The sequence below is a fragment of the Sphingorhabdus wooponensis genome (assembly GCF_003933235.1).
In the GTDB taxonomy this organism is placed as follows: domain Bacteria; phylum Pseudomonadota; class Alphaproteobacteria; order Sphingomonadales; family Sphingomonadaceae; genus Sphingorhabdus_B; species Sphingorhabdus_B wooponensis.
The window spans coordinates 331,929-357,168 of sequence record NZ_RWJI01000002.1 but is presented as its reverse complement, the minus strand read 5'-3'; the positions used below and the strand labels follow the sequence as shown (position 1 = coordinate 357,168).

The window sequence follows — 25,240 nt, the reverse complement described above, 5'->3', positions numbered from 1 at the left end:
GACCCTAGATTAGGTCAGCGACAAAAATAGTCCCGCCAGCGCAGCACTCATCAGGTTTGACAGCGACCCCGCGGCCAGTGCCTTCAGTCCAAGCTTTGCAATCATCGGGCGTTGATTGGGTGCAAGGCTTCCGGTGACGGCCATCTGGATTGCGATCGAACTGAAATTGGCAAAGCCGCACAAGGCAAAGGTGACGATGCCAACAGTCGAAGGGGACAGGTCCTTCAGAGCGCCCAAGTCGATGAAGGCGACAAACTCATTCAAAACGATCTTCGTTCCGAAAAGCCCGCCAGCCTGTATGGCTTCATGCCATGGCACGCCGAGCAGGAACATGATGGGTGCAAAAACATAGCCAACAATCTGCTGAAAGCTCAACTCCGGCATACCGAACCAGCCACCAATGCCGCCCAAAATACCATTTGCCAAAGCGACCAATGCAACGAATGCCAGCACCATCGCACCCACGGCAACTGCGAGCTTCACGCCGGTTTGTGCGCCTTGCGCTGCGGCCATGATGATGTTTGCAGGCTTCTCTTCCTCATCCTCATGGGCCATTTCTGGCTCATCATCAGGATGCGGGTTGGCCAATGCGGGTTCGCCCTCTGCCAACATAACAGGCGGGACGTCAGGCATCATGATTTTTGCCATCAATATGCCGCCGGGTGCCGACATAAAGGCTGCGGCAAGCAGATAATCAATGCGAATGCCCATGGATGCATAAGCAGCAAGAATGGTGCCGGCAACGCCCGCCATGCCAACGGTCATGACGCAGAATAATTGTTCAGGCCTCAAGCCCGCAAGATAAGGCCGAATGACCAATGGCGACTCCGACTGGCCAACGAAAATATTGGCGGCGGCGCACAGGCTCTCGACTTTGGAGATGCCCGTAATTTTTTGTAACCCACCACCAATCCAGCGGATCACATATTGCATGATGCCCAAATAATAGAGGATGGAAATTAACGAAGCGAAAAAGATGATAACGGGCAAGGCAGCAATCGCAAAGCTGTTGCCGCCGATTTCTGGAGAGGCCAGCGGACCAAAAATGAACTGGGTGCCTTTAGCCGAATAACCGAGCAAATTGGATACGCCGGTCGACGCGGCGTTCAATGCAACCTTGCCCCATGATGTGTACAGCACCAAGGCCGCAAGACTTGCCTGCAGGGCAAAAGCCGCACCGACCACACGGAACTTAATCGCGCGGCGGTTGGATGACAACAAAACCGCAATCGCCAGAATCACGACCATGCCCGCGATGCTCAATAAAATTTGCATGTATAGCTTCCCCGAAAACCGTCATCCTAGATTTCTTTTCTATACCTTACTCCTAGAGATGTAGGAATGAAGGCGCTGAAAGAGACCCGCGCAACGGCATTTTATGTTTCCCAGCATGACCTAGCGCCATCGTTAGTCTTGCGCCAATAAAATTAGACGCTAGTCAGTTTTGGATGACTAATCAGACCACATTACGCGCAGCAGACGGGAATATCCCGAAATCGCTTTTCATGTTTTCAATCATTTATGGCGGCATGGCGTGCATTGCCGGCGTGCTTGGAAATAAACAGGTTTCTTTAGGGCCGTTGGCGGTCGAGGCGGGCATTTTTCCGTTTCTTTTGCTGGTCATCCTTTCCAGCGCGGTAGCCGCCCTACATGGCAAGGCCATTGCGGATCGATTGGTCAAATATGGCTTCATTCCACTCATTGCGTCGATATTGCTGGCGTTGCTGGTGCTTTCATTGCCGCCGTCACCGAAAATGGACGCCAAATATCTTGATGCGTTCAACACCATGATGGGGCAGACGCCGCGTATATGGATCGCAGGCATTGTCGCTTATGGCGTTTCGCAAATGCTGAACGTCTATCTATTTGATCGTCTGAAAAGCACCGTGGGTAAATATGTCGCATTGCGCGGTGCCATTGCCGCCGTGTTATCACAGATAATTGATACCTTATTGTTCGTCAGCATTGCCTTTTACGGCGTGTTCCCGATCACGGACTTGCTGTTAGGCCAAATGTTGGCGAAGGTCGTGCTGAGTATGATCATGGTGCCTTTGCTCATCACTTTCTTTGTGCGCTACGGCCATAAGCTGGACGGCACAGACCCCAAAGCAGTCAGTGCACATGACGATTGATCCAGCAAATCTCGCCAAGGCCGAAACGCTAACCGAAGCGCTCCCTTATCTGCAGCGTTATGCGGGCAAAACCTTTGTCGTCAAATATGGCGGCCATGCGATGGGTGACGCCAGCCTAGCGCGCGATTTCGCTGATGATGTGGTGTTGTTAAAGGCCGTCGGTATCAACCCCGTTGTCGTCCATGGCGGCGGACCGCAAATTGGCGCCATGCTCAAAAAATTGGGCGTCGAGAGCGAGTTTATTGATGGCCTGCGCGTTACCGATGCGGAAACCGCGAAAATTGCCGAAATGGTGCTATCGGGCGCGATTAACAAGGAACTGGTCGGCTGGATTAATGCCGCGGGTGGCAAGGCGCTTGGCATATCGGGCAAGGATGGTGGGTTCGTTACCGCCACTAAGGTGCAGCGCACACAAAAGGATCCAGACAGCCATATCGAACGGAATATCGATTTGGGCTTTGTCGGCGAACCAACCAATGTTGACCGCAGCATTATCGACACGATTAGCGCGGCGGGCATGATTCCTGTGATCGCGCCGATTGGTGTTGGCGCAGATGGCCACACCTATAATATCAACGCCGACACAATGGCGGGTGCGGTGGCGAGCGCATTGGGTGCATCGCGCCTGTTCCTTTTGACTGATGTAGCAGGCGTGCTGAATAAATCGGGTGAGTTGCTCACGGATCTTGATCCTGCGGCGATTGCCGAGCTGCAAAAGGACGGCACCATCAGCGGTGGTATGATTCCCAAAATACAGACTTGCGTTGATGCGGTGGAATCTGGCGTCGATGCGGCAGTTATCTTAGACGGCCGCACCAGCCATGCCATGCTGATCGAAATGTTCACCGTAAAGGGTGCGGGAACGCTGATTCACAAGTAAACTAAGGCCTAAGCTGTTTTGGGCAGTTGATACAGCGCGCAGCCTCGGCTAATTGCTGCAACACACTTTTCCGGAGAATTTCATGCTTCTCGCGCTTATTTCCATTATTGGATATTTGATGACGATCCTGTCGACCGTTGTCATCGTTCAATTCATCCTCAGTTTGTTGATTTCGTTTAACGTCGTCAGCCTATCGAACAACATCGTCGCCTCCATCTGGCACGCGCTTTCGGTTATTTTAGATCCGTTTCTGAAACCTATCCGCAAAATCATGCCGGACACTGGCATGATTGATTTTTCGCCGATGGTGTTATTGATCGGTCTGCGCATATTGCAGATGCTATTGGTGGGTGTGGCTAATGATATTTCTGCGGCGGGCATGTGAGCAACGCATTTATCATTGATGGCAAGGCATTCGCCGCCCAATTGCGTCAGCGCGTGGCCGCTGCCGTTGAAAGCTTTATCGCATTAACGGCGCGCAAGCCTGGCCTTGCCGTGGTCCTTGTCGGCGAAGATCCCGCTAGCCAAGTCTATGTGGGATCCAAGAAGAAAGCGACGGTCGAAGCGGGCATGAACAGTTTCGAACATCGCCTGCCTGCGTCGGTTTCGCAAGACGAACTCATCGCGCTCGTTGAAACGCTGAACGCAGACGCCGCCGTTGATGGCATATTGGTGCAGCTGCCGCTGCCACCGCATATGGATGATAAAGCCGTGATCGCCGCGATTGATCCTGGCAAGGATGTTGATGGCTTTCACGTCGTCAACGCGGGGCGTCTGGCCGTTGGTGAAGAGGCGTTTGTCCCGTGCACGCCGCTAGGCTGCTTAATGCTGTTGAAGGACCATATGGGCGACCTGTCCGGCAAGAACGCCGTGGTCATCGGGCGGTCCAACATTGTCGGTAAACCGATGGCGCAATTGCTGCTGGCCGAAAACTGCACTGTTACTATCGCGCATAGCCGCACGCAGGATTTGCCCGATGTCGTACGCCGTGCAGACATTGTTGTGGCTGCTGTTGGCCGCGCGGAGATGGTGACCGGCGATTGGTTGAAGCCAGGTGCCGTAGTGATTGATGTTGGTATCAATCGCTTGGAGCCCGAAGCAGGCCAAAGCAAAGGCCGTTTGGTCGGCGACGTTGCCTTTGACGATGCGTTGCGCCATGCTGGCGCCATAACCCCCGTTCCGGGCGGTGTTGGGCCAATGACGATTGCGTGTTTGCTGCGCAATACTTTGGTTGCCGCGCACCGCCGTGCAGGAGTTGCAGCACCAGAAGGAATTTGAGGTGATGAAAGCATTTCCTACCCTTCTTGCTGCAGTGGCGTTGTCGGCTTGTGCGGCATCGCCAAGTCGCCAATTTTATGAGTTTCAGCCCAGAATCGCCAACCCAAGTGCGATTATTGCGGCAGATATTGGCTTTAATCAGTTTGCCCAACAAAAGGGGCAATGGACTGCATTCCGTGAAACTGCTGCCAAGGACGCAGTAATGTTCGCGCCGCAACCGACGCTTGCATTGGAATGGCTGAAGGGCAAGGCAGACCCGACCGCGCCGCTTAAGTGGCAACCACATAAAGCGCTTATGTCCTGCGATGGCAAAACAGGTGTCACGACGGGCGCGTGGGAGAGACCAGATGGCACATTCGGCTATTTCACCACCGTCTGGCAGTTTGTAGAGAAAAATGCGCGCGGTGATGGCACATGGAAATGGGTACTGCACCATCATGACATCCTGACCGTGCCACGAGCGCCGAAAGAGATGATTGAAACAAAGGTCGCCAGTTGCAAAGGGCAAGCACCTGCACCAACTGCTATCCCATCTGACGGCATAATCGAAAAGGCTGGCTATGCAGCTGACCAATCGTTGATCTATTCTTATGCCGTTCAGCCCAATGGCGCGCGTACAGTCGAAATCAAATTATGGAATGGCACGGTAAGTGAGACCGTCATCATGGATGAGGTCGCGCCGCAATGATGATTGAACTTTTTCTTTCGGCCTTCATCACCTTTTTCGTCGTGATTGATCCGCCGGGCTGCGCACCAATTTACGCGAGCTTAACCAAGGGTGCCAATGCGGCCCAGCGACGCAATATGGCGTTGCGCGCCGTCTTGGTCGCATCGGGCATCTTGCTGGTCTTTGCATTGTTCGGCGAACAATTACTGAGCGCGCTGCATATTGAATTGAACAGCTTCCGAATCGCAGGTGGTATCATGTTGTTCCTGATTGCCATCGATATGGTTTTTGAAAAGCGCACTGAACGACGCGAAGAGCGCGCGCAGAAAATCATCGACACGCCCGAAATTGAGGACGTGTCCGTCTTCCCTATGGCCATGCCGATGATCGCAGGGCCAGGGTCCATCGCCTCTGTCATGCTGTTGATGTCGCAAAATACCGGCATTGATCGCGCGGGTGTCATTTTGGCGGCATTGGGGACCGTGCTTGTCCTGACGCTTTTGGCACTACTCGCCGCGGGCCCTATCATGCGCGTTCTGGGCGCCAATGCCGAGGCTGTTATCACGCGGCTATTGGGTGTGTTGCTCGCTGCATTGGCCGCGCAATTTGTCATCGACGGCCTGCGGGCGAGCTTTTTAGCCTAGGTCCTGACCCTAATTATTGCAGCGTTACGCGGTCGTCGCGACCGTCATGGCGTCCGAAAAACTGCATTAACTGCACAATAGTTTCGGCGCGGTCGGACAGCCCGCGTGCTTCTAACAGGGCTTGCTTTGCGGCAAAATCAAAGGGTGCAATTTGGGCAATGGCGTTGACTAAAGAATAATCGTCGAGTTGTGAAACGGCGGCCCAATCAACGCTATACCCTTGCGATTCGGCAAAGCGGCGTGATTCTATTTCCATGGACGCCCGTTCCGCGAGCGAGAGAGTTTCGTCCATTTCATCTTCATTCCACAATTCTGCCTCAACTTGACGAAAGCTTGTGGTGACATCAAGTTCATTGATCACGGAAAAGCGCTGCACGCCTTCAAGGATAATATTGTACCGCCCGTCGTCCAGCGCCTCCACATCGTGAATGCGCGCAAGGCAGCCCACGTTGAATAAGGCTGGCTGGTTACCCTGCCCCTTGGGTTGGATCATGCCAATCTTCCGGTCACGGGCCAGCGAATCGCTGACCAAATCGCGATAGCGCGGCTCAAAAATATGCAGTGGAAGCTGCATGCTCGGGAAAATAATCGCGCCGGTGAGCGGAAAAATCGAAATCCGTTGATTTGTCATCCGAACAGGATCGCTGACAGTTTTCGGCGTGTCGCTGCTACCCATGGGTCTTCCAATCCAATTAAAGAAAATATTTCGAGCAGCCGTGCCTTGGCGGCGCCGTCATTCCATTCGCGGTCCGCCGCGATGATATGCAACAAGGCTTTGGCGGCACCATCGCGGTCGCCCGCTGCCATGAGGGCGTTGGCAAGTTCAAGGCGCAAAGCATGGTCATCGGGCGATGCGGCAACGGCGGATTTCAACCCCGCCAATTCTTCCGGCGGAACGGCCGCGGCGGCAATGCTCAATACCGATCCCGCCTTTTCCAGCGCTGGTTCGGCGCGGAGTTCGTCGCTTAGGCTATCAAAAATAGCCTGCGCTTCATCTTGACGCCCCAATATGGTCAATGCACGGATCAGCCCAGATAAGGCAGGAGGATGTTCAGGTAATACTGACAGCACCTCGGCAAATAGGGCATAAGCTTGCTCCGCGCCGTCTTGTGCCAAAAGGGCCTCTGCCTCGTCCACAAGCGGCGCCAATGCTGCAGCAGGGTCCGCAACGGCATCTCCAGCCGTGATCGGTAGTTTCTCCAACAATTGGTCGAGCATTTGCCGCAATTGTGGCTCTGTGCGTGCCGGCGACAGGTCCGCAACGGGCTGCCCCTGAAAGATTGCGTAAACCGTCGGAATGGACCGTACCTGAAATTGCGATGCAATAAACTTATTCTCGTCAACATTGACCTTGGCCAACACCACACCGCGATCGGCATATTCCGCCGCAACCTTTTCCAATATCGGCGTCAGTTGCTTGCACGGACCGCACCATTCGGCCCAGAAATCGAGTATCACCAAACGCTCCATTGACGGCGCGACAACGTCGGTCCGGAATTGCTCAACGGCTTTCTGTTCGTCGGTGGTCAGCCCCATCGTCGCCACGTTCATTCTCCATTCTTCAGGATTCGTTTCACCCCCTATGTGGGTAAAACGATGTCTTTCACAAGACAGGCTTTACCCCCTTTTCGTAAAAAGGCGGCATTTGGGGCTTGCGGGGGAATATGCCCCATGCTAACGGCGCGCCTCACCCGTCAGGATTTATATACCTGACCGCCAGAGCGGGCGTAGCTCAGGGGTAGAGCACAACCTTGCCAAGGTTGGGGTCGAGGGTTCGAATCCCTTCGCCCGCTCCAATGATTTCAATGACTTAGGTGATAGGGCCTTTGCTGCCCAAAGCGGGGTTGCAGCCTGCGTTTTAATCAGCGTTCTGATTGGAACGCCCGCGCAAAAATCCTGAAAATTCAGTGTTTAAGTCGGCCTTGGATGGAGCATTGTCGGTTTGCGCGATTGCCACTGCGCTCATCTTTGTGTTCAGCTCGCTCCTAAAAACGGATGAGCGACGATCATCCGTAACGCTTTGGGACTGGTCCGCCAATCCCAAACGCCACAAAAGTCCGATTTGCCGGGGAGGAGCCGTTGGCCTCGAACACCGTTCGCCAGCGTTCCATTTGGAACAGTCTATTTTGGCGAAAAGCCTAATCGGCTCTCGTACTTGATCAGATGTCATGGCAGATTCTGGGCCGGGAGCTGGCTGTTTGCTTCTGTGCGGGGATCGATCAATAGCTGCCGTTTAGGTCGGTCTGAACGCTCGGCTGTTCCCGCTATCAATGCCACCGTTTACTGCTCCGGTTCAGCTTACTCAGAGCCGCCTTTCATTCAGGGTGCGCCGATTGCCGCGACTGTGTAAAAGCGTACCAGAAAGGGAGGTGGCGGAATGTATTTACCTTGCAATCGAAAAAATTAAGTCAACTCTGAGTCTGCTCAATGTTCGGCGTATCCTTTAGGTTACCGCGACAAAAGGTGCCTACATCTTAAACTTGCGTATCACACTCGGGGGTGCCCCAAACCAGCGGCGGGTGGCGCGGCGCAGGCTGCGCGCTTCGGAATAGCCGAGACTGGCCGCCAGGTCCTCGAGGCCCACCTCGGCCTTCAGAGCGGTAAGCGTCTGCTGCTGGCGGACGTGGCTAAGGAGGCTTCGAAAGCTGTGACCCTCCTCGGCCAGCCGGCGCCGTAAAGTAGGCACTGAAAGGCCCATCATCCCGGCAAGCGTGCCCTGATCGAACGGTGCCTGCCTTAGCAGATCGAGCACCTGATCGGCAGTGCTAACCCGTGCGAGCGGCTCGGCAGTTATATGTCGGTAGGTTTCAAACAGCATATTCGGCCACAAGTCGAAGCGATCGGCGACGATCCTCATACTTGCGGCCTCCGCTGGGTAGACCAGCTCCATGTCGCTACCGCGCCTTATCACGGGGCAGCCGAGTAGAGCGAACGCCGCGCCATTGCCCGGTGCATTATCACGCGGTGCGATTAGGCGACGGGGTTCGAGTTTCTGGCCTGCCATCCAGCAGCAAGCAGTGTGAAGCACGAGTATCACCATCTCGACATAAAGCCGCCGCTGCGCCGGGAAGCTGCCGATGCCCGGTACTTGCAACCGCAGATCTTGCCCGCGCCGGACCGCTAGCGGCAGATCGGGCCAAACGATCCGCGACGCCGAAGCCATCCGTACCAACCCATCGCCGAGGTCGTGCCCTAGTCGCATCGCAGCGAGTAGCAGTCCGAAGCTGCCATAGGGCACCGAACCAGGCCAGATTTCGTGCCGCTCATCGCCGGTCTGTTCGATATTGTTGCGCAGCAACTGCCAGCAATCTAGATGTCCGATCGGCTTGTCTTGATCGGGCAGACCGGCTGCGGCGAGTATCTCCCGCGCCCTCGAGTCGCCCAGCAGCGTTCCGAGAAAGGTAAAGGGGATCTGCGCGGTCATGGCGACACGTTCGTTTATAACACCGACAGAATCAATGATAAATTTGAGCTAATTTGTCCGCTTGGTGCGTGCACTGCTGTCCTTCCTTCACCCTAACTGCCGAGCTTAGACTTGTCGCAACATAAGAAGGGGAGAATCGACAATGAGAGGTAAACTATTTCTCGGGAGCGCGGGATCACTGCTTTCGCTAGTCGCGGCATCAGGTGCGTTAGCTCAGGATCGCTCAGGCGCTGCCTCTGTCGGCTCTGCCGAACCAGACGAGATCCTTGTCACGGCCGAGCGACGCAGCAGTAGCATCCAGGACACCCCGCTCGCGCTTTCAGTGCTGGACGGTGATAGCCTTCGGCAGGGAGGCAATCAGGGGCTGACCGAACTCGCCCAGAAGGTACCCAGTCTCAGCTTCGCGCAGAGCTTCGGCATCACCCAAATCTTTATTCGTGGGGTAGGCAACAACTTCTTTGCACCCGGCGGAGACCCAGGTGTGGCGACCTATGCCGATGGGGTATACCTGTCAGACCAGGAAGCGACCGGCGTTGCCTTTCTCGATCTTGAGCGGATCGAGGTGCTGCGTGGGCCGCAGGGAGCGCTCTATGGGCGTAACGCCACCGGCGGGGCGGTAAACCTTGTTTCCGCCGCGCCGAGCGAAAGTCTCGAGGGTCGCATCGGCTTGCAGCTTGGCGATTATGGCCGGGTTCAGGGCGACGGTGTATTGTCCGGACCGCTCTTCGGCGGAATCACTGCGCGGGCTAGCGCACAGTATCGCAAACTTTCAGGCTACACCCGAAACGAACTCGCCGGTACGCCTGGCGCACCCGAGCGCGGCGATGCGGAGGAAAGCTTCGCCGGTCGCCTGCAGGTCGCAGTGCCGCTCGGCGAAGGCCGTCTGCAGTTGACCGCTAACGGCTATACGCAGAACGATGCCGGTCCGGCGTTGAGAATCCTGCCAGACCCATTACCGCATCCCGCAGCGCTGCTTTTCGGCGTGCGCCCCTCTGCCGCGCCTCGCTCTTTCAAGAGCCAGGGTTCAATAAACCGCCGCGAGGTGTGGTCGGTAACGGGGCGGCTCGAACAGCCGATCGGTGCGGCAGAACTGGTGCTGATCGCTGACACCCGCGGCTCGGACCGTTTCATCAGTTTTGATCAGGACGGCACCGAGCGTACCGTCAGTACCTCCTCGCTCGACACCGATAGCAGCCAGAGCAGCGTCGAGGCCTATCTCAAAGGTAACAGTGGCAAGCTCGACTGGCTGGCAGGCGCGATATGGCTGCGTTTCCGTCAGTCCCGCACGACGTTTGTCGAGGGATTTCTGCCCGGCGCGTTTCTGGATCCGCGTCTGCCGCTGACATTCCCTTTCCCGTTCACCTTTGCTGGTGGCGGCACGGTAACGACCGAAGCGCTGGCCGCTTATGCCGACGGCAAGCTGGCACTGTCAGACACCGTCGCGTTGCGGATTGGCGGGCGCTATAGCGATGACCAAAAGCAGGCGAGCGAGTTTCTGACTTTCTTTGCTCCCCCCATCACCGGTCAACAAAGCGATGGCTGGGGCGAATGGTCCGGCAAGGCGGGTCTCGACTTCACCCCCTCAGATAATGTGCTGCTCTATGCATCGGCCGCGCGCGGGTTCAAATCGGGCGCGCTTAATGTCGGGGCATTTACCCCGGCGGTCAATCCAGAGATCAACGTCACGTTTGAAGCCGGGGCGCGGCTTTCTGGCGCAGGCTGGACGCTCAATCTCACTGGCTACACCTCGGACTACAGCGACCTTCAGATCGTGCGGATCGGCCCCATCAGTCAGATCATTGCCAATGCCACCTCGGCAAGGATCAACGGACTTGAACTGGAAGCCAAAGTCAGGCCCGCTCCCGGACTAACACTCGGCTTGTCGGGAAGCTGGATGGATGCAAGTTTCGGCACCTTCGTCTCGACCGACCAACGCCGGGGATTTCAGGACTTCAATGTCTCAGGAAATAGACTGCCGCTGACGTCACGCTGGCAGGGCACGGTCTCGGTGCAATACCGCGCGGATCTGGCCGGCGGCAGCCGGCTCGACTTTGGTGGCGCAATGCAGTGGCGTTCCGAGTATTTCTTCACTGAGTTCAACACAGCTGATGCGCGGCAGGGCGGTTTTGCCCGCTTCGATTTAGGCGCGGCCTGGACCAGCGCGGATAATCGCTGGACGGTCAACGTCTTCGCCCGCAATCTCACCGACCACAAGGTGCTGTCTTCACTCGCAGCGGTTGCGCCTCTGCTGGGTTCTGTTCGGGTGGCCTCACTCGAGCCGCCTCGCCACTTTGGCATTGGCCTAGAGCGGAGGTTTTGATCCTATGCGCAGCGAACTTGCCGAAGTTTTTGCGCATCTTCGACGCGAGCCGGACGGGAGCATGGATCCCATATCCGCCATCCGCGCAAAGGTGGAAGGCTACGGTATGGGATGCACCGGAGCAGGGCTTGAAGCCTGCCGGGTCGTCCCAGTCCAGATCGGGGCGATGGCAGCGGAGTGGTTGGTGCCGCCTGATGCGGGGGAACGGCGCGTCGTCTATTACCACGGTGGGGCGTGGGTTGCCGGATCGCTGAACACTCACCGGGCGATCGCTGCCGAACTGGCTGCCCTCAGTGGGCTTGCGGTTCTTGTGCCGGATTACCGACTAGCCCCAGAACACTGCTTCCCCGCAGGGCTGGCCGATTGCGCGGAAGCGCTGGCCTTTGCGACAGCGAACGGGCCTGACGGAGCCAGATCGTGCCAGCGCTTGGCACTTGCTGGCGATTCGGCTGGTGGCAATCTCGCTGCTGCGATTGCGCTCGGCCTCTATCCAGCCGGCGGCACAACACCTCCCGACCGGCTGCTGTTGATCAGCCCGTTTCTGGGAGTTACACCGATTTCAGGCGGCTTCGTCGGTGAACCCGACGATCCAGCTGTCATGGGCGAGGGTATGGACTTTGTCGCGCAGCTCTATGCGCCTGCGCGCCATCCCGGCGATCCTGCGATCAGTCCGATCTTGGCTGATGACAGGGTGCTGGCGCAGTTGCCGCCCACGTTGATCCAGGCAAGCGCGGCTGAGACGCTGCGCGGGCAGGCTCTCTTGTTCGCGCAGCGGGCGTGGGCACTCGGTCGACCGGTTCGCCTGTCGCTGTGGCCAGACATGCCGCATGGCTGGCCCATCTTCATGGGCAAGCTCGCCGAAGCGGATGCGGCTCTCGCCGAAGCGGCGGCATTCCTTCGAGACTGAGGAAGGGTTGATGGCGGCTCTATGCCAAAACGCCTCCGGTTCCGTAAGCCCCAGTGACGGCTTTCGAGTAGCGTGGCCGTAGTTGCTAGTGATTGGTGTGAAATGCTGTTAACTAAGTCACTCAACGGGAACGGCAGAGTGCCGCCATTGGCATTCGCAATGCTGACTTTCCGGATCGTCCAACAAATCAACCATAGCTACGCTGCTAGAGCGACGTCCGCTCATGTTGGAACGAGCAGGCGCTTATAATGACTGCAACTGGGCGCATAGCAGAACGGCCGCAAATAACCTGGCCTTTTGGGATGATTATATTCCCCGAAGTCTTCGACATTATTTGCTCTGAATGTTTGCTGACGACCAGTGAATATGAATTATGCGCCACCGCCCTTCGGTTTTACGCAGCACCATCGTTTCAACCGAACGCGTATTGACCGGACGATCACGGAAGGTTCCTTTTACGAACTCAACGCTCATAACGGATGAGAGGTTTCCGTCGGAAGCGATCGTTTGGCTGACGGGCGTTCTCGTTGTCGCTGCACTGAAGGCCGCGTCGGACTTGAGGTGGTGGGTTTCATATTCGGCACGATTTCGTTCGACCCCACCGGACTCAAAAATGACGACATCTTCAGCCATTAGAATGAGCGCCGCAGTGGCGTCGCCGCGCTTCAGCGCCGCATGGAACGCATTTACAACGTCAGTTGCGGTATTGGCAGCATCCGATTGGAGTGACGGGTTAGCGACCGATGACATCGCATTGGCATCGGCATGAATGGCTGCCAACAATAAAGGCGTTACCGCTAATCCCAAAAGGCGTGCTGTTCGCACAACGGCACCATGCTGGATTTTCATAACCTTATACCCCCTCGTTAGTGAACTTAAATGGCCGGTTTTAGTGGGTTAACGGCGACATCATGCCAATGAAAGCAACCAGCCCGAGAACTGCTAAGGCCAAAGTGACCTCTGCTGCAAGGCTGGTCCGCAATTTTGCAAGGGTAGAACTAATATCGACCGAATTCGGGGCGGCTGGAAGTCGCCGTCCAAGCAGTGCGTTCCGCGCAGCGAACAAAAGCATGAAGCCGACCAGTGCGATCTTGGCGACAAGAAGCCATCCATAATTCGTTTTCAACACGTCAGCACTGTTGTGCAAGCCGAAGATAAGTTGTGCGTTAACTATCCCCGTGATGCCAACCACGCAAACAAGCAGTGAACCCAGTGGAGCGAACCGATGCATGTCAGAGAGTAAGGATACAGGTGCAAAAAGGTGGGGCTGGCGGTGAACAACCTTGATCAAGTGCACAAACCAGCCAATAGCGCCAATCCAAAGACCAGCGGCCAATAGATGTGCCGCATCGTTCAATCTGTGCACGGTGCCCAATGTACCTTCTGTCGCAGCAGCGTGACCATTCCAGGCAAGGGTAGTGAGGGCCAATCCGAAAAGCAGGGCGGCAACTGAAACGGCAGATGATGTTCTTCCAAACACCATCAAAATAGCAGCTGCAAGAAGAATTCCAAGGCGAACCACAAACGCCCAACCAATGCTGGTCGACATCACCATCGCCTCTATTGTGGTCCATTCTAGTTGCCAGACAGGCTGCGCCATCATGGCGGCGATACTCAAAAACATTAATGTGATGGTCAGGACAGGTGCCACCACCGCAGCAACTGCAAGTGCACCATTGTCCTTACGCTGAGGCTGCTGCGCCAATGTTTCGCGTAACCCGATGCAGCGAAAGGCCGTTATCCCAAACAGCCCCAATAACAGCGAGTAATGTGCAAAACGCAATAATGGATATAGCCAGTCGTCCATGGTCACGGATTAGCTGACTTTAAAGCTGACTTTTCCGGTCATGCGGTGACCATCTGCACCGGCCGCCTGCCACCGGACTTCATAGCTTCCTGCACGAAGCGGTTGGCGCAAGCTCAAAGTTAAGGTCCGATTATCGTTCGACCAGCTTGGCGTGAAATTGCGGATTATCATTTCACCATGGTTTTTTACGCCAGGCATGTCAGTCATTACGATGCTGGCAACGGCAGTTGGCGTGAGCATACCTTCAGAGAAGTTCAACTGAACCACTCGCGGCTTCGCGACGGTGGTCCCTTCGGCAGGTGTTGATGACACAATCTTGCTATGCGCTAACGTTGCGGCTGGGCTGACAAGCGCTGCTGAGGCGAGTGCCAAACTCGCTACCAGGGAAAAATATTTCATAACATTATCCTTTTATCTCAGAACCAGAAACGGACGCCGACAACATAATTTGTGACTGAGGGGTCCTCATCGGAAGCTCGGGCAAAATCGGCGCTGCGACCTAGGCGCCAGCTTTGTTCAACGCCTATATAAGGTGCAAATTCTCGTGTGATCTCGTACCGAAGCCTGACGCCAGCTTCAACACTGTCGATCCCTGCGCCGATCCCTAAGCGCGGAACGTCTTGTGCAGACAGATTAACTTCTGCCCGCGGCTGTAAAATCAGCCTTCTTGTGATGCGCTGGTCAAGTTCTGCTTCAATGCGTGCCATGATGTCGCCGCGATGCGATACAAACATCGCCGCGTCGACTTCAAACATATAGGGCGCTAACCCCTGCACACCGATAACGGCATGTGTAGTTTTATCTCCTGCCACATCCTGTCGCACACCAAGCTGCAAATCCCAAAAAGGTGCTATTGCGCGCGAATAGAGAGCTTGGACTTCAGCATCTTCAAGCGCCTTGCCGAAATCACCTTCGCCTTCGCTTTTGAACCAGAGGCGGCTTGTCGGTCCGCCATAATAGCTCTGAAAATCCCACAGATAACCATTATGACCACCGCGAATCTGGGCTTCTAATCGGTCGCCTTGAAACCAGAATACTGGAAAGTCACCATGCGATTCCCGCAGACTTTTTCTGGAATCGAACATTGCGTCCGCACCCCAGATTGCGTCAGCTGCGCGCGAAGGACCGCTGCCGGCTTCGATGGGTTGCGGGGTTTCCATCATTGGACCTGGTGACACGCCAGTGCTGCTTGCCGTATCGTTCGCAGAACCGTGCGCCATAGCGCCATGGTCCATCATATTGTGATCCATAGCGGATTTAGGATTAGCCACAGATGGCGAATGGCCAGCATGAAGGTCGGCCTTCACTGGTGGGCTGCTCTGCGCTCTGGGAGCTAAGGCGGGTTGTTCATCGTGACCGCCATGGTCTTGCGCACGCGCGGGCACCGATAACAATGCGGTGGCGACTAATGTAACAGCAATGAAAGGTAATGTGGTCATGTTGCGCCCTCTGGACCTACAACCGTTACTGTCTGCATCATGCCGCCATGCATGTGGTAAAGAAGATGACAATGGAATGCCCAGTCCCCCGGCTCATTGGCTGTCAAATCAAACTGGGCACTTGCGCCTGGTTGAACCACAACAACATTTTTACGCGGCTGGTGCATAGCGCTTTCGCCATTCACCAGTTCGAAGAACATACCATGCAGGTGAATGGGGTGCGCCATCATCGTGTTGTTCACCAGCTTGACACGCACGCGCTCGTTCCAGGCAAAACGGATCGGGACGTCGTCAACTGAACTAAACATGCGGCCGTCGAATGACCACATATAGCGTTCCATGTTCCCTGTCAGATGGATCTCCAGTAACCTCGACGGCTCGCGGGTATCTTGATTGGGCTCAAGCGCTGAAAGCATGCGATAGTTTAACACGCGATGTTTGACGTCCCGCAGCCCTATTCCTGGGTCGCCCATTTTATCGACCGGGGCCATAGATACCATATCGAGGCCAGGGCCAATTTCGACATCGGGTGGCAAAAGCGATTTATCGCGCATGCTCATGCCATCCATGCTGTGGCTCTCAGCGGCATTCGCATCCCCGCCACCGCCATGATGCATTCCTGCATGTCCATCATGCCCTGCAGCCATGTCACTTGCAGTAGGTCCATGGTTCATGCCCATGTCGCCCATTGTTAGCAAAGGCGCATCGCGTAGTGGCGGTACGCTTGCTTTCGCACCGGGGACGGTAGCTAGCATGGCCAGCGCCATACCTGATCGGTCCATAGATTCGGCGACTATTGCATATGCATCAGCTTTGCCCGGCTCGATGATAATGTCATAAGTTTCAGCAGTTGCAATCTGTAGTTCATCAACCTCAACTGGTTTTACGTTCTGCCCATCCGCAGCAATAACGGTCATTGGTAAGCCGGGGATACGCAGATTGAAAAAGGTCATGGCGGAGCCATTGATGACGCGCAGGCGGATGCGTTCACCGCGACGGAAGAGATATTCCAGGCCTTCCTCTGCGCCACGTCCGTTGGCAAGATAGGTATATGTAGGCGCACTTACATCAGCGATGTCGGTCGGAAGCATGCGCATTTCTGCCCACATACGTCTTTCAGCACCTGACATTGGATATTTGTCAGTCCAGCTTGAGAGTTTGTCGTTGAAATAGCCCTCACCAGTGCGCAGGCGGCTCATTATGAAGTGCGGGTGAAGCGGTGTGAATTCGCTTAACAAGAGGATATAATCGCGGTCATAGCTAACCGGTTCGGCGCCGGCAGGTTCAATAATGAGCGGACCATAATGGCCCGATTGTTCCTGCAGATGAGAATGGCTATGATACCAATAAGTGCCAGACTGCCGTATCGGGAAGTCATAGGTGAAGGTCTCGTGCGGTTTAATTCCAGGAAAACTAACTCCCGGAACACCATCATATTGAAATGGAACCAGAAGCCCGTGCCAGTGAATTGATGTGTCCTCGTTCAGATGGTTCGTTACGTTAAGACGGACATTTTGCCCTTCGCGTAGCCGGATAAGCGGTCCCGGCACGCTTCCATTAACCGCGATACCATGACCACTTCGGCCTTGGACATTCCGTCGACCCCCGGCCACCGCAAGGTCAATGACTTCACCACTGACTTCGTCAAAACCGACTCGGATTGGTGGTCCATTGTGCCTACGCATGCTGTGGCCTTGTGCCCATGCAGGGACGGCTGCCAAAGTTGCGCCAGCACCCAATCCAGCTAATATGCCGCGTCGCGTTATGGAGGTATTCATTTACGCTTGCATCCTTCTCAATGGCAGACGTATAAAATACCCCCATAGGGTATATCAATAGAGTATTTACGCTTATGGCCAAAGATCGCAGCAGCACCATTAATCGCTTGAAAAGGATCGAGGGTCAGGTGCGGGGCATCTCTCAGATGGTTGTCGATGACCGCTATTGCATTGATATTCTGCATCAAGTGCAAGCTGTGAAGGCAGCGCTTGCTAAGGTAGAAAGTACAATCCTTAGAGATCATGCATCATGCTGCGTTGCTGATGCAATCGCGTCTGGTGATTTGACCGAGCAGCGCGAAAAGTTTAACGAGCTTATTGACCTGTTTGACAAGGTTAAGCGTTGAATACGGCAATTACATTAGAAGTTTGCTGCTTGAGTGATTTAGCACTCGGAGAAGCTAATCCAAAGCTGTGCCATGATTGCATCAGCCGTCCGTAGAATTGCTTTTGGATAAGCTTGCTGGACTTTAATTGGGCGCAAAGCTGCCGCTCCGAATTTATCTGGAACGCTGAGCAGAGGCATCATGAGTGGCTAGATTTTTACAGGTGACGGCTTCCGTTAAAACAATGCAGACAATGCACACAAAGCGCTCTGAGCAAATTTCTTGGAGAATGTTCGGATCGTGTTCGGATTTTTCACGAGCTTTATAAAAAGCTGATTTAAAATGAAAATTTCATAGAGCCGAATCTTGCCAAGGTTGGGGTCGAGGGTTCGAATCCCTTCGCCCGCTCCAATGATTTCAATGACTTAGATGATATCGCCTTTGCAGCCCAAAGCGTGGCTACAGCGTGCGTTTTAAGCAGCGTTCTGATTGGAACGCCGGCTCAAAAATCCTGGAAATTCAATGTTTAGACAGGCCCTGGATGAGGCATTGCCGGTTTACGTGATTGGCACTGCGCTCATCTTTGTGTTTAACTCGCTCCTAAAAACGGATGAGCGACGATCATCCGTAACGCTTTGGGACTGGTCCGCCAATCCCAAACGCCACAAAAGTCACATTTACCCGGGAAGAGCCGTTGGCGTCGAACACCGTTTGCCAGCGTTCCAATTGGAACAGTCTGTTTTGACGGAAAGCCTAATCGGTCTTCGTCCTTGATCAGGTGCCGTGGCAGATTTTGGGCCGGAACGGGACTGCCTGCTCTTGGCAATTAAACGCTGAAAGCTGCTAGTCATTTTTCAAGACCACGTACTACTTCGGTGTTTCTGCGTGTAGGCGGGTTTATGGTCGGTTGAGAATTTAGATGGCTGATATCTACCTTCTGTCCCTAACCCAGCTATAGTTCTGCGTTCGCCGATATAAGTGCGCACGCCTCTTGTTCCGAAACAACCTCGGCATATTTGGCCTGTAAGTCGAACAAATTGGCTTCATGTGGTGCCGGATGCCGGTCGCCACAGGCTTCACGCACGACGAAAGGCGCAAAGCCGGACTGCAGCGCGTCCAGCGCCGTGGCGCGCACGCATCCTGAGGTCGACAGTCCTGTTATAAGCAATGTGTCTATGCCTTCTTCGGAAAGCGTCTCTGCAAGTGATGTCCCAAAAAACGCCGACGCGAACTGTTTTGAAATGACGCGCTCGCCGTCCACCGGTTGAAGCGACGGAGGAAATGCCCCCAATGGCGACCCTTCCAGAAACACCCGAAGCGACGGGATTTTCTTGTAGAACAAACCGCCGTCTGCGCCATCTGCTTGATACACGACATTCGTAAAGAAGACCGGGATTCCGGCAGCCCGCGCAGCCGCCAAAAGACGTTCATTGCTGGCCAACGCATCCTCAACCCCAGCGTATAAAGGCGATGCCGGGTCCAGATAGGCCATAACAAAATCGACGATCAGAAGCGCCGGGCGTTTGCCAAAAGAAAGACGGCCGTCGAACGCGCCGACATAATTCGCGGTCAGATCGTCATTCTTTTGCGTCATCAGATTGCACCAGCCGCCTTCAGCTGATCCAACTCCGCAATATCCATTCCCAACAAGCCGCCATATATTTCGGCATTATGTTGGCCGACAATCGACGGCGCTGGTGAACGAACGCTGCTGGGTGTCGCCGACATCTTCGGAAAGGCACCCTGCATTTTCAGCTTGCCATAACGCTCGGTTTCGACCTCGATAATCGCTTCACGTGCTTGAAAATGTGGATCCTCCAGCATCTCTGGCGCGCGGTATACGCGTCCGGCTGGAATGGAATATGCAATCATCAACGCGTCGACTTCATCAACGGTCAGCGTGGCCGCCCAGGCATTGATAATGTCATCAAGCTCAAACTGGTTGTGACCGCGTGCAAGATGCGTTGCGAACCGCGGGTCGGTTCCAAGGTCAGGCATGCCCATAGCTTCTGCCAACCTTTGCCACAGCGAGTCTTTGTTCGCGCCAATCATATATTCCCCGTCCTTGCAAATATAGACGTTAGATGGCGCGATACCGGGAAGGATTGAGCCGGAGCGTTCGCGAATAAAGCCGCTGTGGTCATATTCGGGGACCAGCCCCTCCATGACTTGCAACACGCTTTCATACAGCGCGGCATCGATAACTTGGCCATGGCCCGTCACGCTGCGATGATGCAGTGCGGCAAGAACGCCCATGCAACCATATGTGGCGGTCAACGTATCACCGATGGAAATGCCCATCCGGCTTGGCGAGCGGTCAGGTTCACCCACAATATAGCGCCAGCCACCCATCGCTTCGCCAATGCCGCCAAAGCCTGCGCGGTCTGAATATGGGCCCGTCTGGCCGTAGCCCGACATGCGCGCGATGATGAGGCCGGGATGTTCGGCCAAAAGCGCTTCTGGAGAAAAACCCCATTTTTCCATCGTGCCGGGTTTGAAATTCTCGACCAAAATATCGGCTTTGCCAATCAATTGACGGACCAGCGCCTGCCCTTCGGGAATCCGCAAATTGGCCGAAACAGATTTCTTGTTTCGTGCAATGACTTCCCATTGCACCTTTTCTTCGCCTTGGCCCCACACGCGCATGGGGTCGCCCGCGCCCGGGGGCTCGACCTTGATAACCTCTGCACCCATATCACCGAGCAATTGTCCGCAAAACGGTCCAGCCAGTAACTGCCCGAGTTCAACTACACGTAACCCCTTAAGTGCACTCACTCGGCTGCCTCCAGCGTGGTCCAGACGGGCTGAACCGGTGCCTTCAAGCCTGTTTCGGCCTCGCAATTGGCCCGCAAGGCTTCAATGCCGGGTCCGTAATTGAACAAGGGAAGCTCACCACGCTCTTGCCGTAAACGGCTGCGCAATGTTTCGGTAGCATCGGCATCAACGTCGCCATTTGCGTTAGCAATGACGCCATAAGCTTTTGCACCTTCGACAGTGACAAGCCCTTGGACGATTTCTTTGCCAACCAACGCGGGGTCGCGATCAAGCGCATCGCCCCAGCCGCCGCCGCCCCAGGTGATGAAGTGCAATTGATCGCCCTCTTCGACATGCACGTCCTCAACCTTGTTGCCGATGATCTGCGAAGTGCCGTCAGCTTTTTCGAGAATCTTGCGTGCGCGCTTGCCCGGTTCACCGCCATTGACGCCCCATGGTGGAACGAACCAGCGGTCATCATGGATCGATATCGTGCCTGCTGCCAGAAAACGGTAGGTCATGTGGATACCGTTGCCGCCGCGATGCAGACCAGCGCCGCCGCTGTCGGGTTCGGTTTCATAACGTTCGATCAGCAGCGGGAAATACCGCTCCAGAAATTCGTTGGGCACATTGGTAAAGCCCGGCCACAGCGAGTGGCCGTCTGGCCCATCGCCCATCGGACGTCCAGGAATTCCGCCAAAGCCGATCTGGAACAGTTGGAACCAATCACCCTTTTTATCATTGCCTGAATAAAAGACATGGGGGCTTGAGGAAAAACCCGCCGCATTCAGGAATTCCGGTGTTTTTTGTCCCAAAAGGCCACCTAAAATGTCGAAAATGCGGCCCAGCGCATGGGTGCGACCAGAGAGCGCTGCTGGAAATTTCGGCTTGAGAAGTGAGCCGTCCGGAATGCGGACATCGATCAAATCATAAAAGCCATCGTTGAACAAAATCTGCGGATCAAAGACCATGATCATGTAAATGCCAAAGAACATTTTGAACATGTTTTCGTTCAGGAGAAAGTTGATGGAAGCCTGACTTTGCGGGTCCGTACCGGCAAAATCGAGTACAACCTTTTCGCCTTCGCGCCACATGGTGCACTTAATTTTATACGGGCCAGCGCCCATACCGTCATCGCAGATATAATCTTCGAAGCTGACCGGTTCTTCGCCAATGGCCATGGCGATGAGCGATTTCATGGCGCGATGGTTGCGGGCCAGCAGCTCCTGCGTTGCCGAGATATAGACATCATCACCAAAGCGGGCAGCCATTTCGATGACGCGGCGTGCGGCGACCCGGCATGAAGCGATAAGTGCGTTCAAATCCGCCTGACACCAATCGGGCTTGCGGGTTTGGTGCATGACGAGCTTCATCAGATCGTCATTATATTCACCCTTTTTCCAGATTTTGACGGGCGGAATGCGGACGCCTTCTTCAAAAATCGAACGGGCGTTGATGGGCATCGAACCGACGACTTTGCCGCCGATGTCGGACTGGTGACCAAACATTGACGTAAAGGCGATCAAACGCCCGTCTTTGAACACGGGCAAGAGTACGAGCCAGTCGTTGGAATGGCTAACCGCGCCTGCGCAGGAATATGGGTCGGACAAGAAAATCATGTCGCCGTCTTCGAGTGTTCCTTCGAAGTTATCGAGGAAGCCGCCGATGAAGCTGCCAAATTGGCCGACAATCATCTTGCCAGTGTGGTCCGCGATCAAGGGGAATGCATCGCCTTGTTCGCGAATGCCGGGGGACATGGCTGTGCGCACCAGCGTTGCATCCATTTCGATGCGGGCATTACGCAGCGCGTTTTCGATGATGTCGAGCGTTACCGGATCGATAGCGATCTTGTTGAAGGGAGTGTTGTTCGTTTGAATGATTTGGGCGGGCATGTCGTTCGCCTCCTCAAGCCAGATTGATCAGGATATTGCCGACCTTGTCGACGATTGCGACGCAGCCAGTTTCGATAAGTGTGGTCGAATCCATTTCGACGACAATGGCCGGGCCAGGAATGACATCCCCCTGCCGCAGCTTTGATCGGTCATAGATGACCGCAGCCTGTTCTTTGCCGTCCATCCACAAAACATGGTCGCGCATTTTGGCCGCTGCGGGGTTTCCATCGCCCTTGGGCAATTCTGCCGCTGGCAAGTCGAGCGGCTGCCCCAAGGCAACGGCACGCAAGTTCACGATTTCGTGCGGCGTATCCATGTTAAAGGTGAACAACCGCAGATGTTCCTCGTCGAAGCGTGCCAGAATGCCCGCAACGCCATCACGCTCCAGAACGTCGGGCGTAATCGTCAACGGCACTTCAAATGCTTGCCCGGCATAGCGGACGTCAATTTCGAACTCGCTGGTGATGTCCGCATCGTTGATGCCATCTGACTGCAACTGCGCGCGCGTCTGCTCTGCCATTTCTTTCAAAATAGCGATGAGCTCGGACGCGTCGGTTGTTGTCGCCAGCCGGGAAAAGCTGCGCGCGGTTTCTGTACGCATCCGCGTCGTGGCATCACCCAATGCGCATAATACGCCTGGCGAAACGGGTGACACGGCAGGCCAGCTGCCCATCAACCGTGCAACGGCGTTCACGTGCAAGGGTCCCGCCCCGCCAAAGCCCATCAGGGCAAAATGCCGTGGGTCATAACCCTGCTGAACCGAAATCATGCGCAGCGCGCCGAACATATTTTCGTTCACAATATCAATGATGCCGCGCGCAGCCGCCATCAGATCAATGCCGAGCGCGTCAGCGATGGTCTGCACCGCCTTTTTCGCGCCCTCGCGGTCAAGCTGGAACGTTCCACCCAACAGGTTCTCGGGAAGATAGCCCAATACCACATTGGCGTCGGTCACGGTTGGCGCTTCGCCACCCTTGCCATAAGCAACTGGCCCCGGAACAGCGCCAGCCGACTGCGGACCAACGCGCAAGGCCTTGGTCAATTCAGGTACATAAGCGATCGAGCCGCCACCTGCACCAACGGTTTTGACATCAAGCGATGACGCCCGCACCGCCAAATGGCCGACCTCGGTCGTACGCACGCGGCGTGGTTCGAGATTTTCGATGAGCGCGACATCGGTCGACGTACCGCCGACATCAAGCGTCAGGATATTCTTGATACCTGCGTTTTTACCGACCCAAAGCGCGCCGGTCACGCCACCCGCTGGACCCGACATCAAAATGTCGACGGGATGCTCCTGCGCTTTTTGCGCGGACATCAATCCACCATCGGACCGCAACAATGACAGTTTGCCGCTAAAGCCAGCGTCAGCCAACTTGCTCCGCAGATTGGAGATATATTTGCCGACCACCGGACGGACCGCGGCGTTCGCAACGGTTGTCAGTGTCCGCTCATATTCCTGCATTTCCGGAAGAACTTCATGGCTGAGCGATACCGGAACATTCGGCATCATTTCACGCGCGAGATCGCCAACCTGCTTTTCATGCGCGCCATTGGTGTAAGCGTTCATAAAGCTAACAGTAATCGCTTCGACGCCCTGCTCTTTCAGATAATTCAGAGCCGTTTTTGCCGAGGCTATATCCAAGGGGCGAACTTCTTCGCCTTGTGCGTTCATGCGGCCGCCGACAGTGACCGTATCTTCCAAAGCGGCCAATGGCGTTGGCTTGGGCCAGATAATCCATGCGGCAAGACCGCCGGGCACATAAGACCGGGCGATCTGCATGATATCGCGATATCCTTCCGTGACGATCAGGCCGACGCGCGCGCCTTTACCTTCAAGCACAGCATTGGTCGCCACCGTGGTTCCATGGAGAAAATATTCGATGCCTGCCGCATCTACGCCAGCGTTCGCGCAAATCGCGTTGACGCCGTTCAAAATGCCCTCGCTGCTGTCATGCGGCGTCGACGGCGTTTTGTGCCTCCAAAACGCGCCAGTCTCTGCATTGAACAGCAACAGGTCGGTAAAAGTCCCGCCGACATCCACGCCCAAACGATACCCCATTAAACTCTCCTCACGCTGCTTTTGGAAATGATGGCGATTGCGCCACCATGCCGGGCAATTTCCTGCCCATAATTTCTGAAAGCCAATTGCTGGCCTCAATCAAACTCTGTAAATTCATTCCTGTGCGGACGCCTGCGCGCTCAAGCATGTAGACGACGTCTTCGCTGGGCACGTTTCCGGCTGCACCCGGCGCGAATGGACATCCGCCAAGTCCGCCTAGCGAGGCATCTACGACGCTCGCGCCAGCGCCAACAGCGGCCCATACGTTCGCGAGGCCTGTGTTCCGTGTGTTATGGAAATGCACCCGGACAGGAAGCGGGTTAACCTCCCTGCGAATGTGTTCCACGAGCCGCGCAACATGTGCTGGGTTTCCAACACCAATAGTATCCGCCAACGCGATTTCTACGGCGCCAGCCTCGGCAATGGCGACCGCCATTTCGATTACGCGCTTGTCCGCCACTTCACCTTCGAATGGACAACCAAAGGACGCAGCAATCGTGCATTGCGCCGTGCGTCCTTCGGACTGCGCAAGCGTGATAATGGCCTTTGCAGCTTCGACCGATTCATTGCTGCTTTGACCTTGATTGGCCATCGCAAAGGTATCGGTTGCAACCGATACCGCACCGAGCTGGTCAATTTTTCCAGAAGCAATGGCCCGCTCTGCGCCACGCAAGTTCATGACCAAGCCAATAAACGTGACGTCGTTGCGGTCCGGCAGACCGGCACAGACGTCTTCTGCGTCCGCCATTTGAGGAACGCGCTTTGGGTTCACAAAACTGGTCACCTCAATACGACGCGCGCCGGCGTCGATGGCCCTGTTTATCAGCGCCAGCTTATTCTCTGTCGAAACCAATACAGCCTCATTTTGAAGGCCATCGCGGGGTCCAACTTCGACAAACTCAATAAAGTCAGAAATGCTCATCACACCTT

The 25,240-nt window shown here is 55.3% G+C and carries 23 protein-coding genes and 1 tRNA gene; 10 read left to right on the top strand and 14 right to left on the bottom strand.

Annotated features, from left to right (window positions below):
- Positions 1-9: 9 nt before the first annotated feature.
- On the bottom strand, positions 10-1,275 hold the full coding sequence (locus D7D48_RS09890; RefSeq protein WP_125231240.1) for a NupC/NupG family nucleoside CNT transporter: 1,266 nt from the start codon (positions 1,273-1,275) through the stop codon (positions 10-12).
- A gap of 173 nt (positions 1,276-1,448) precedes the next feature.
- Between D7D48_RS09890 and D7D48_RS09885 the strand changes: the two genes are divergently transcribed.
- The 6 genes from D7D48_RS09885 to D7D48_RS09860 all read left to right on the top strand — a co-directional run bounded on the left by D7D48_RS09885 (position 1,449) and on the right by D7D48_RS09860 (position 5,601).
- Positions 1,449-2,132: a queuosine precursor transporter gene (locus D7D48_RS09885; protein WP_125231239.1), complete on the top strand. Its 684-nt coding sequence runs from the start codon at positions 1,449-1,451 to the stop codon at positions 2,130-2,132.
- Positions 2,122-3,012: an acetylglutamate kinase gene (gene argB / locus D7D48_RS09880; protein ID WP_125231238.1), complete on the top strand. Its 891-nt coding sequence runs from the start codon at positions 2,122-2,124 to the stop codon at positions 3,010-3,012. Before D7D48_RS09885 ends, argB begins: the two co-directional genes overlap by 11 nt.
- An 82-nt stretch (positions 3,013-3,094) precedes the next feature.
- A complete protein-coding gene (locus tag D7D48_RS09875) occupies positions 3,095-3,397 on the top strand; it encodes a YggT family protein (protein ID WP_125231237.1) in 303 nt (100 codons plus the stop codon).
- Positions 3,394-4,290 carry a bifunctional methylenetetrahydrofolate dehydrogenase/methenyltetrahydrofolate cyclohydrolase FolD gene (gene folD / locus D7D48_RS09870; RefSeq protein WP_125231236.1) on the top strand — a complete coding sequence of 299 codons (897 nt, stop codon included), beginning with the start codon at positions 3,394-3,396 and terminating at the stop codon, positions 4,288-4,290. The genes D7D48_RS09875 and folD overlap by 4 nt, the downstream gene beginning before the upstream one ends.
- 4 nt (positions 4,291-4,294) lie before the next feature.
- Positions 4,295-4,978 (top strand): Cif family virulence factor, encoded by a 684-nt coding sequence (locus D7D48_RS09865; protein ID WP_125231235.1) that lies wholly within the window; start codon positions 4,295-4,297, stop codon positions 4,976-4,978.
- Positions 4,978-5,601 carry a MarC family protein gene (locus D7D48_RS09860; protein ID WP_125231308.1) on the top strand — a complete coding sequence of 208 codons (624 nt, stop codon included), beginning with the start codon at positions 4,978-4,980 and terminating at the stop codon, positions 5,599-5,601. Before D7D48_RS09865 ends, D7D48_RS09860 begins: the two co-directional genes overlap by 1 nt.
- A 13-nt stretch (positions 5,602-5,614) precedes the next feature.
- Here the strand turns inward: D7D48_RS09860 and D7D48_RS09855 are convergent, their stop codons facing one another.
- A complete protein-coding gene (locus D7D48_RS09855; protein ID WP_125231307.1) occupies positions 5,615-6,232 on the bottom strand; it encodes an LON peptidase substrate-binding domain-containing protein in 618 nt (205 codons plus the stop codon).
- Entirely contained in the window at positions 6,229-7,152 is a 924-nt protein-coding gene (locus tag D7D48_RS09850; protein ID WP_245964434.1) for a tetratricopeptide repeat protein, read from the bottom strand. The genes D7D48_RS09855 and D7D48_RS09850 overlap by 4 nt, the downstream gene beginning before the upstream one ends.
- Before the next feature lie 170 nt (positions 7,153-7,322).
- Here D7D48_RS09850 and D7D48_RS09845 point away from each other — a divergent pair.
- Positions 7,323-7,397: transfer RNA gene (locus D7D48_RS09845), tRNA-Gly, on the top strand.
- 671 nt (positions 7,398-8,068) lie between these two features.
- Here D7D48_RS09845 and D7D48_RS09840 read toward each other — a convergent pair.
- Entirely contained in the window at positions 8,069-9,025 is a 957-nt protein-coding gene (locus D7D48_RS09840; protein ID WP_125231234.1) for an AraC family transcriptional regulator, read from the bottom strand.
- A gap of 142 nt (positions 9,026-9,167) precedes the next feature.
- On the opposite strand from D7D48_RS09840, the gene D7D48_RS09835 reads away from it, so the two are divergent.
- Entirely contained in the window at positions 9,168-11,345 is a 2,178-nt protein-coding gene (locus tag D7D48_RS09835; RefSeq protein ID WP_125231233.1) for a TonB-dependent receptor, read from the top strand.
- Between the two features lie 4 nt (positions 11,346-11,349).
- On the top strand, positions 11,350-12,252 hold the full coding sequence (locus D7D48_RS09830; RefSeq protein WP_125231232.1) for an alpha/beta hydrolase: 903 nt from the start codon (positions 11,350-11,352) through the stop codon (positions 12,250-12,252).
- 330 nt (positions 12,253-12,582) lie between these two features.
- Here the strand turns inward: D7D48_RS09830 and D7D48_RS09825 are convergent, their stop codons facing one another.
- From D7D48_RS09825 to D7D48_RS09805, 5 genes are read right to left on the bottom strand one after another with little or no spacing between them, the layout of a single operon-like run.
- Positions 12,583-13,101 (bottom strand): YybH family protein, encoded by a 519-nt coding sequence (locus tag D7D48_RS09825; RefSeq protein WP_125231231.1) that lies wholly within the window; start codon positions 13,099-13,101, stop codon positions 12,583-12,585.
- Between the two features lie 40 nt (positions 13,102-13,141).
- Entirely contained in the window at positions 13,142-14,059 is a 918-nt protein-coding gene (gene copD, locus D7D48_RS09820) for a copper homeostasis membrane protein CopD (RefSeq protein WP_185739839.1), read from the bottom strand.
- Between the two features lie 9 nt (positions 14,060-14,068).
- A complete protein-coding gene (gene copC, locus D7D48_RS09815; protein WP_125231229.1) occupies positions 14,069-14,458 on the bottom strand; it encodes a copper homeostasis periplasmic binding protein CopC in 390 nt (129 codons plus the stop codon).
- A 17-nt stretch (positions 14,459-14,475) separates the two neighbouring features.
- Positions 14,476-15,498, bottom strand: coding sequence for a copper resistance protein B (locus tag D7D48_RS09810; RefSeq protein WP_125231228.1), 1,023 nt, complete (start codon positions 15,496-15,498; stop codon positions 14,476-14,478).
- Entirely contained in the window at positions 15,495-17,276 is a 1,782-nt protein-coding gene (locus D7D48_RS09805; RefSeq protein ID WP_125231227.1) for a copper resistance system multicopper oxidase, read from the bottom strand. Before D7D48_RS09805 ends, D7D48_RS09810 begins: the two co-directional genes overlap by 4 nt.
- A gap of 74 nt (positions 17,277-17,350) precedes the next feature.
- Between D7D48_RS09805 and D7D48_RS09800 the strand changes: the two genes are divergently transcribed.
- A complete protein-coding gene (locus D7D48_RS09800) occupies positions 17,351-17,623 on the top strand; it encodes a metal-sensitive transcriptional regulator (RefSeq protein WP_125231226.1) in 273 nt (90 codons plus the stop codon).
- Between the two features lie 931 nt (positions 17,624-18,554).
- Here D7D48_RS09800 and D7D48_RS09795 read toward each other — a convergent pair.
- The 5 genes from D7D48_RS09795 to D7D48_RS09775 are packed head-to-tail and all read right to left on the bottom strand — an operon-like array spanning position 18,555 to position 25,232.
- Positions 18,555-19,196, bottom strand: coding sequence for an isochorismatase family protein (locus tag D7D48_RS09795; protein ID WP_125231225.1), 642 nt, complete (start codon positions 19,194-19,196; stop codon positions 18,555-18,557).
- The gene (locus D7D48_RS09790) at positions 19,196-20,377 is read right to left on the bottom strand and encodes a CaiB/BaiF CoA transferase family protein (protein ID WP_125231224.1); all 1,182 of its coding nucleotides are present in this window, start codon (positions 20,375-20,377) and stop codon (positions 19,196-19,198) included. The genes D7D48_RS09795 and D7D48_RS09790 overlap by 1 nt, the downstream gene beginning before the upstream one ends.
- Positions 20,374-22,248, bottom strand: a complete 1,875-nt coding sequence (locus D7D48_RS09785; protein ID WP_125231223.1) for a hydantoinase B/oxoprolinase family protein — start codon at positions 22,246-22,248, stop codon at positions 20,374-20,376. Before D7D48_RS09785 ends, D7D48_RS09790 begins: the two co-directional genes overlap by 4 nt.
- Before the next feature lie 13 nt (positions 22,249-22,261).
- On the bottom strand, positions 22,262-24,310 hold the full coding sequence (locus D7D48_RS09780; protein ID WP_125231222.1) for a hydantoinase/oxoprolinase family protein: 2,049 nt from the start codon (positions 24,308-24,310) through the stop codon (positions 22,262-22,264).
- Between the two features lie 10 nt (positions 24,311-24,320).
- The gene (locus tag D7D48_RS09775) at positions 24,321-25,232 is read right to left on the bottom strand and encodes a hydroxymethylglutaryl-CoA lyase (RefSeq protein ID WP_125231221.1); all 912 of its coding nucleotides are present in this window, start codon (positions 25,230-25,232) and stop codon (positions 24,321-24,323) included.
- Positions 25,233-25,240: the final 8 nt, after the last annotated feature.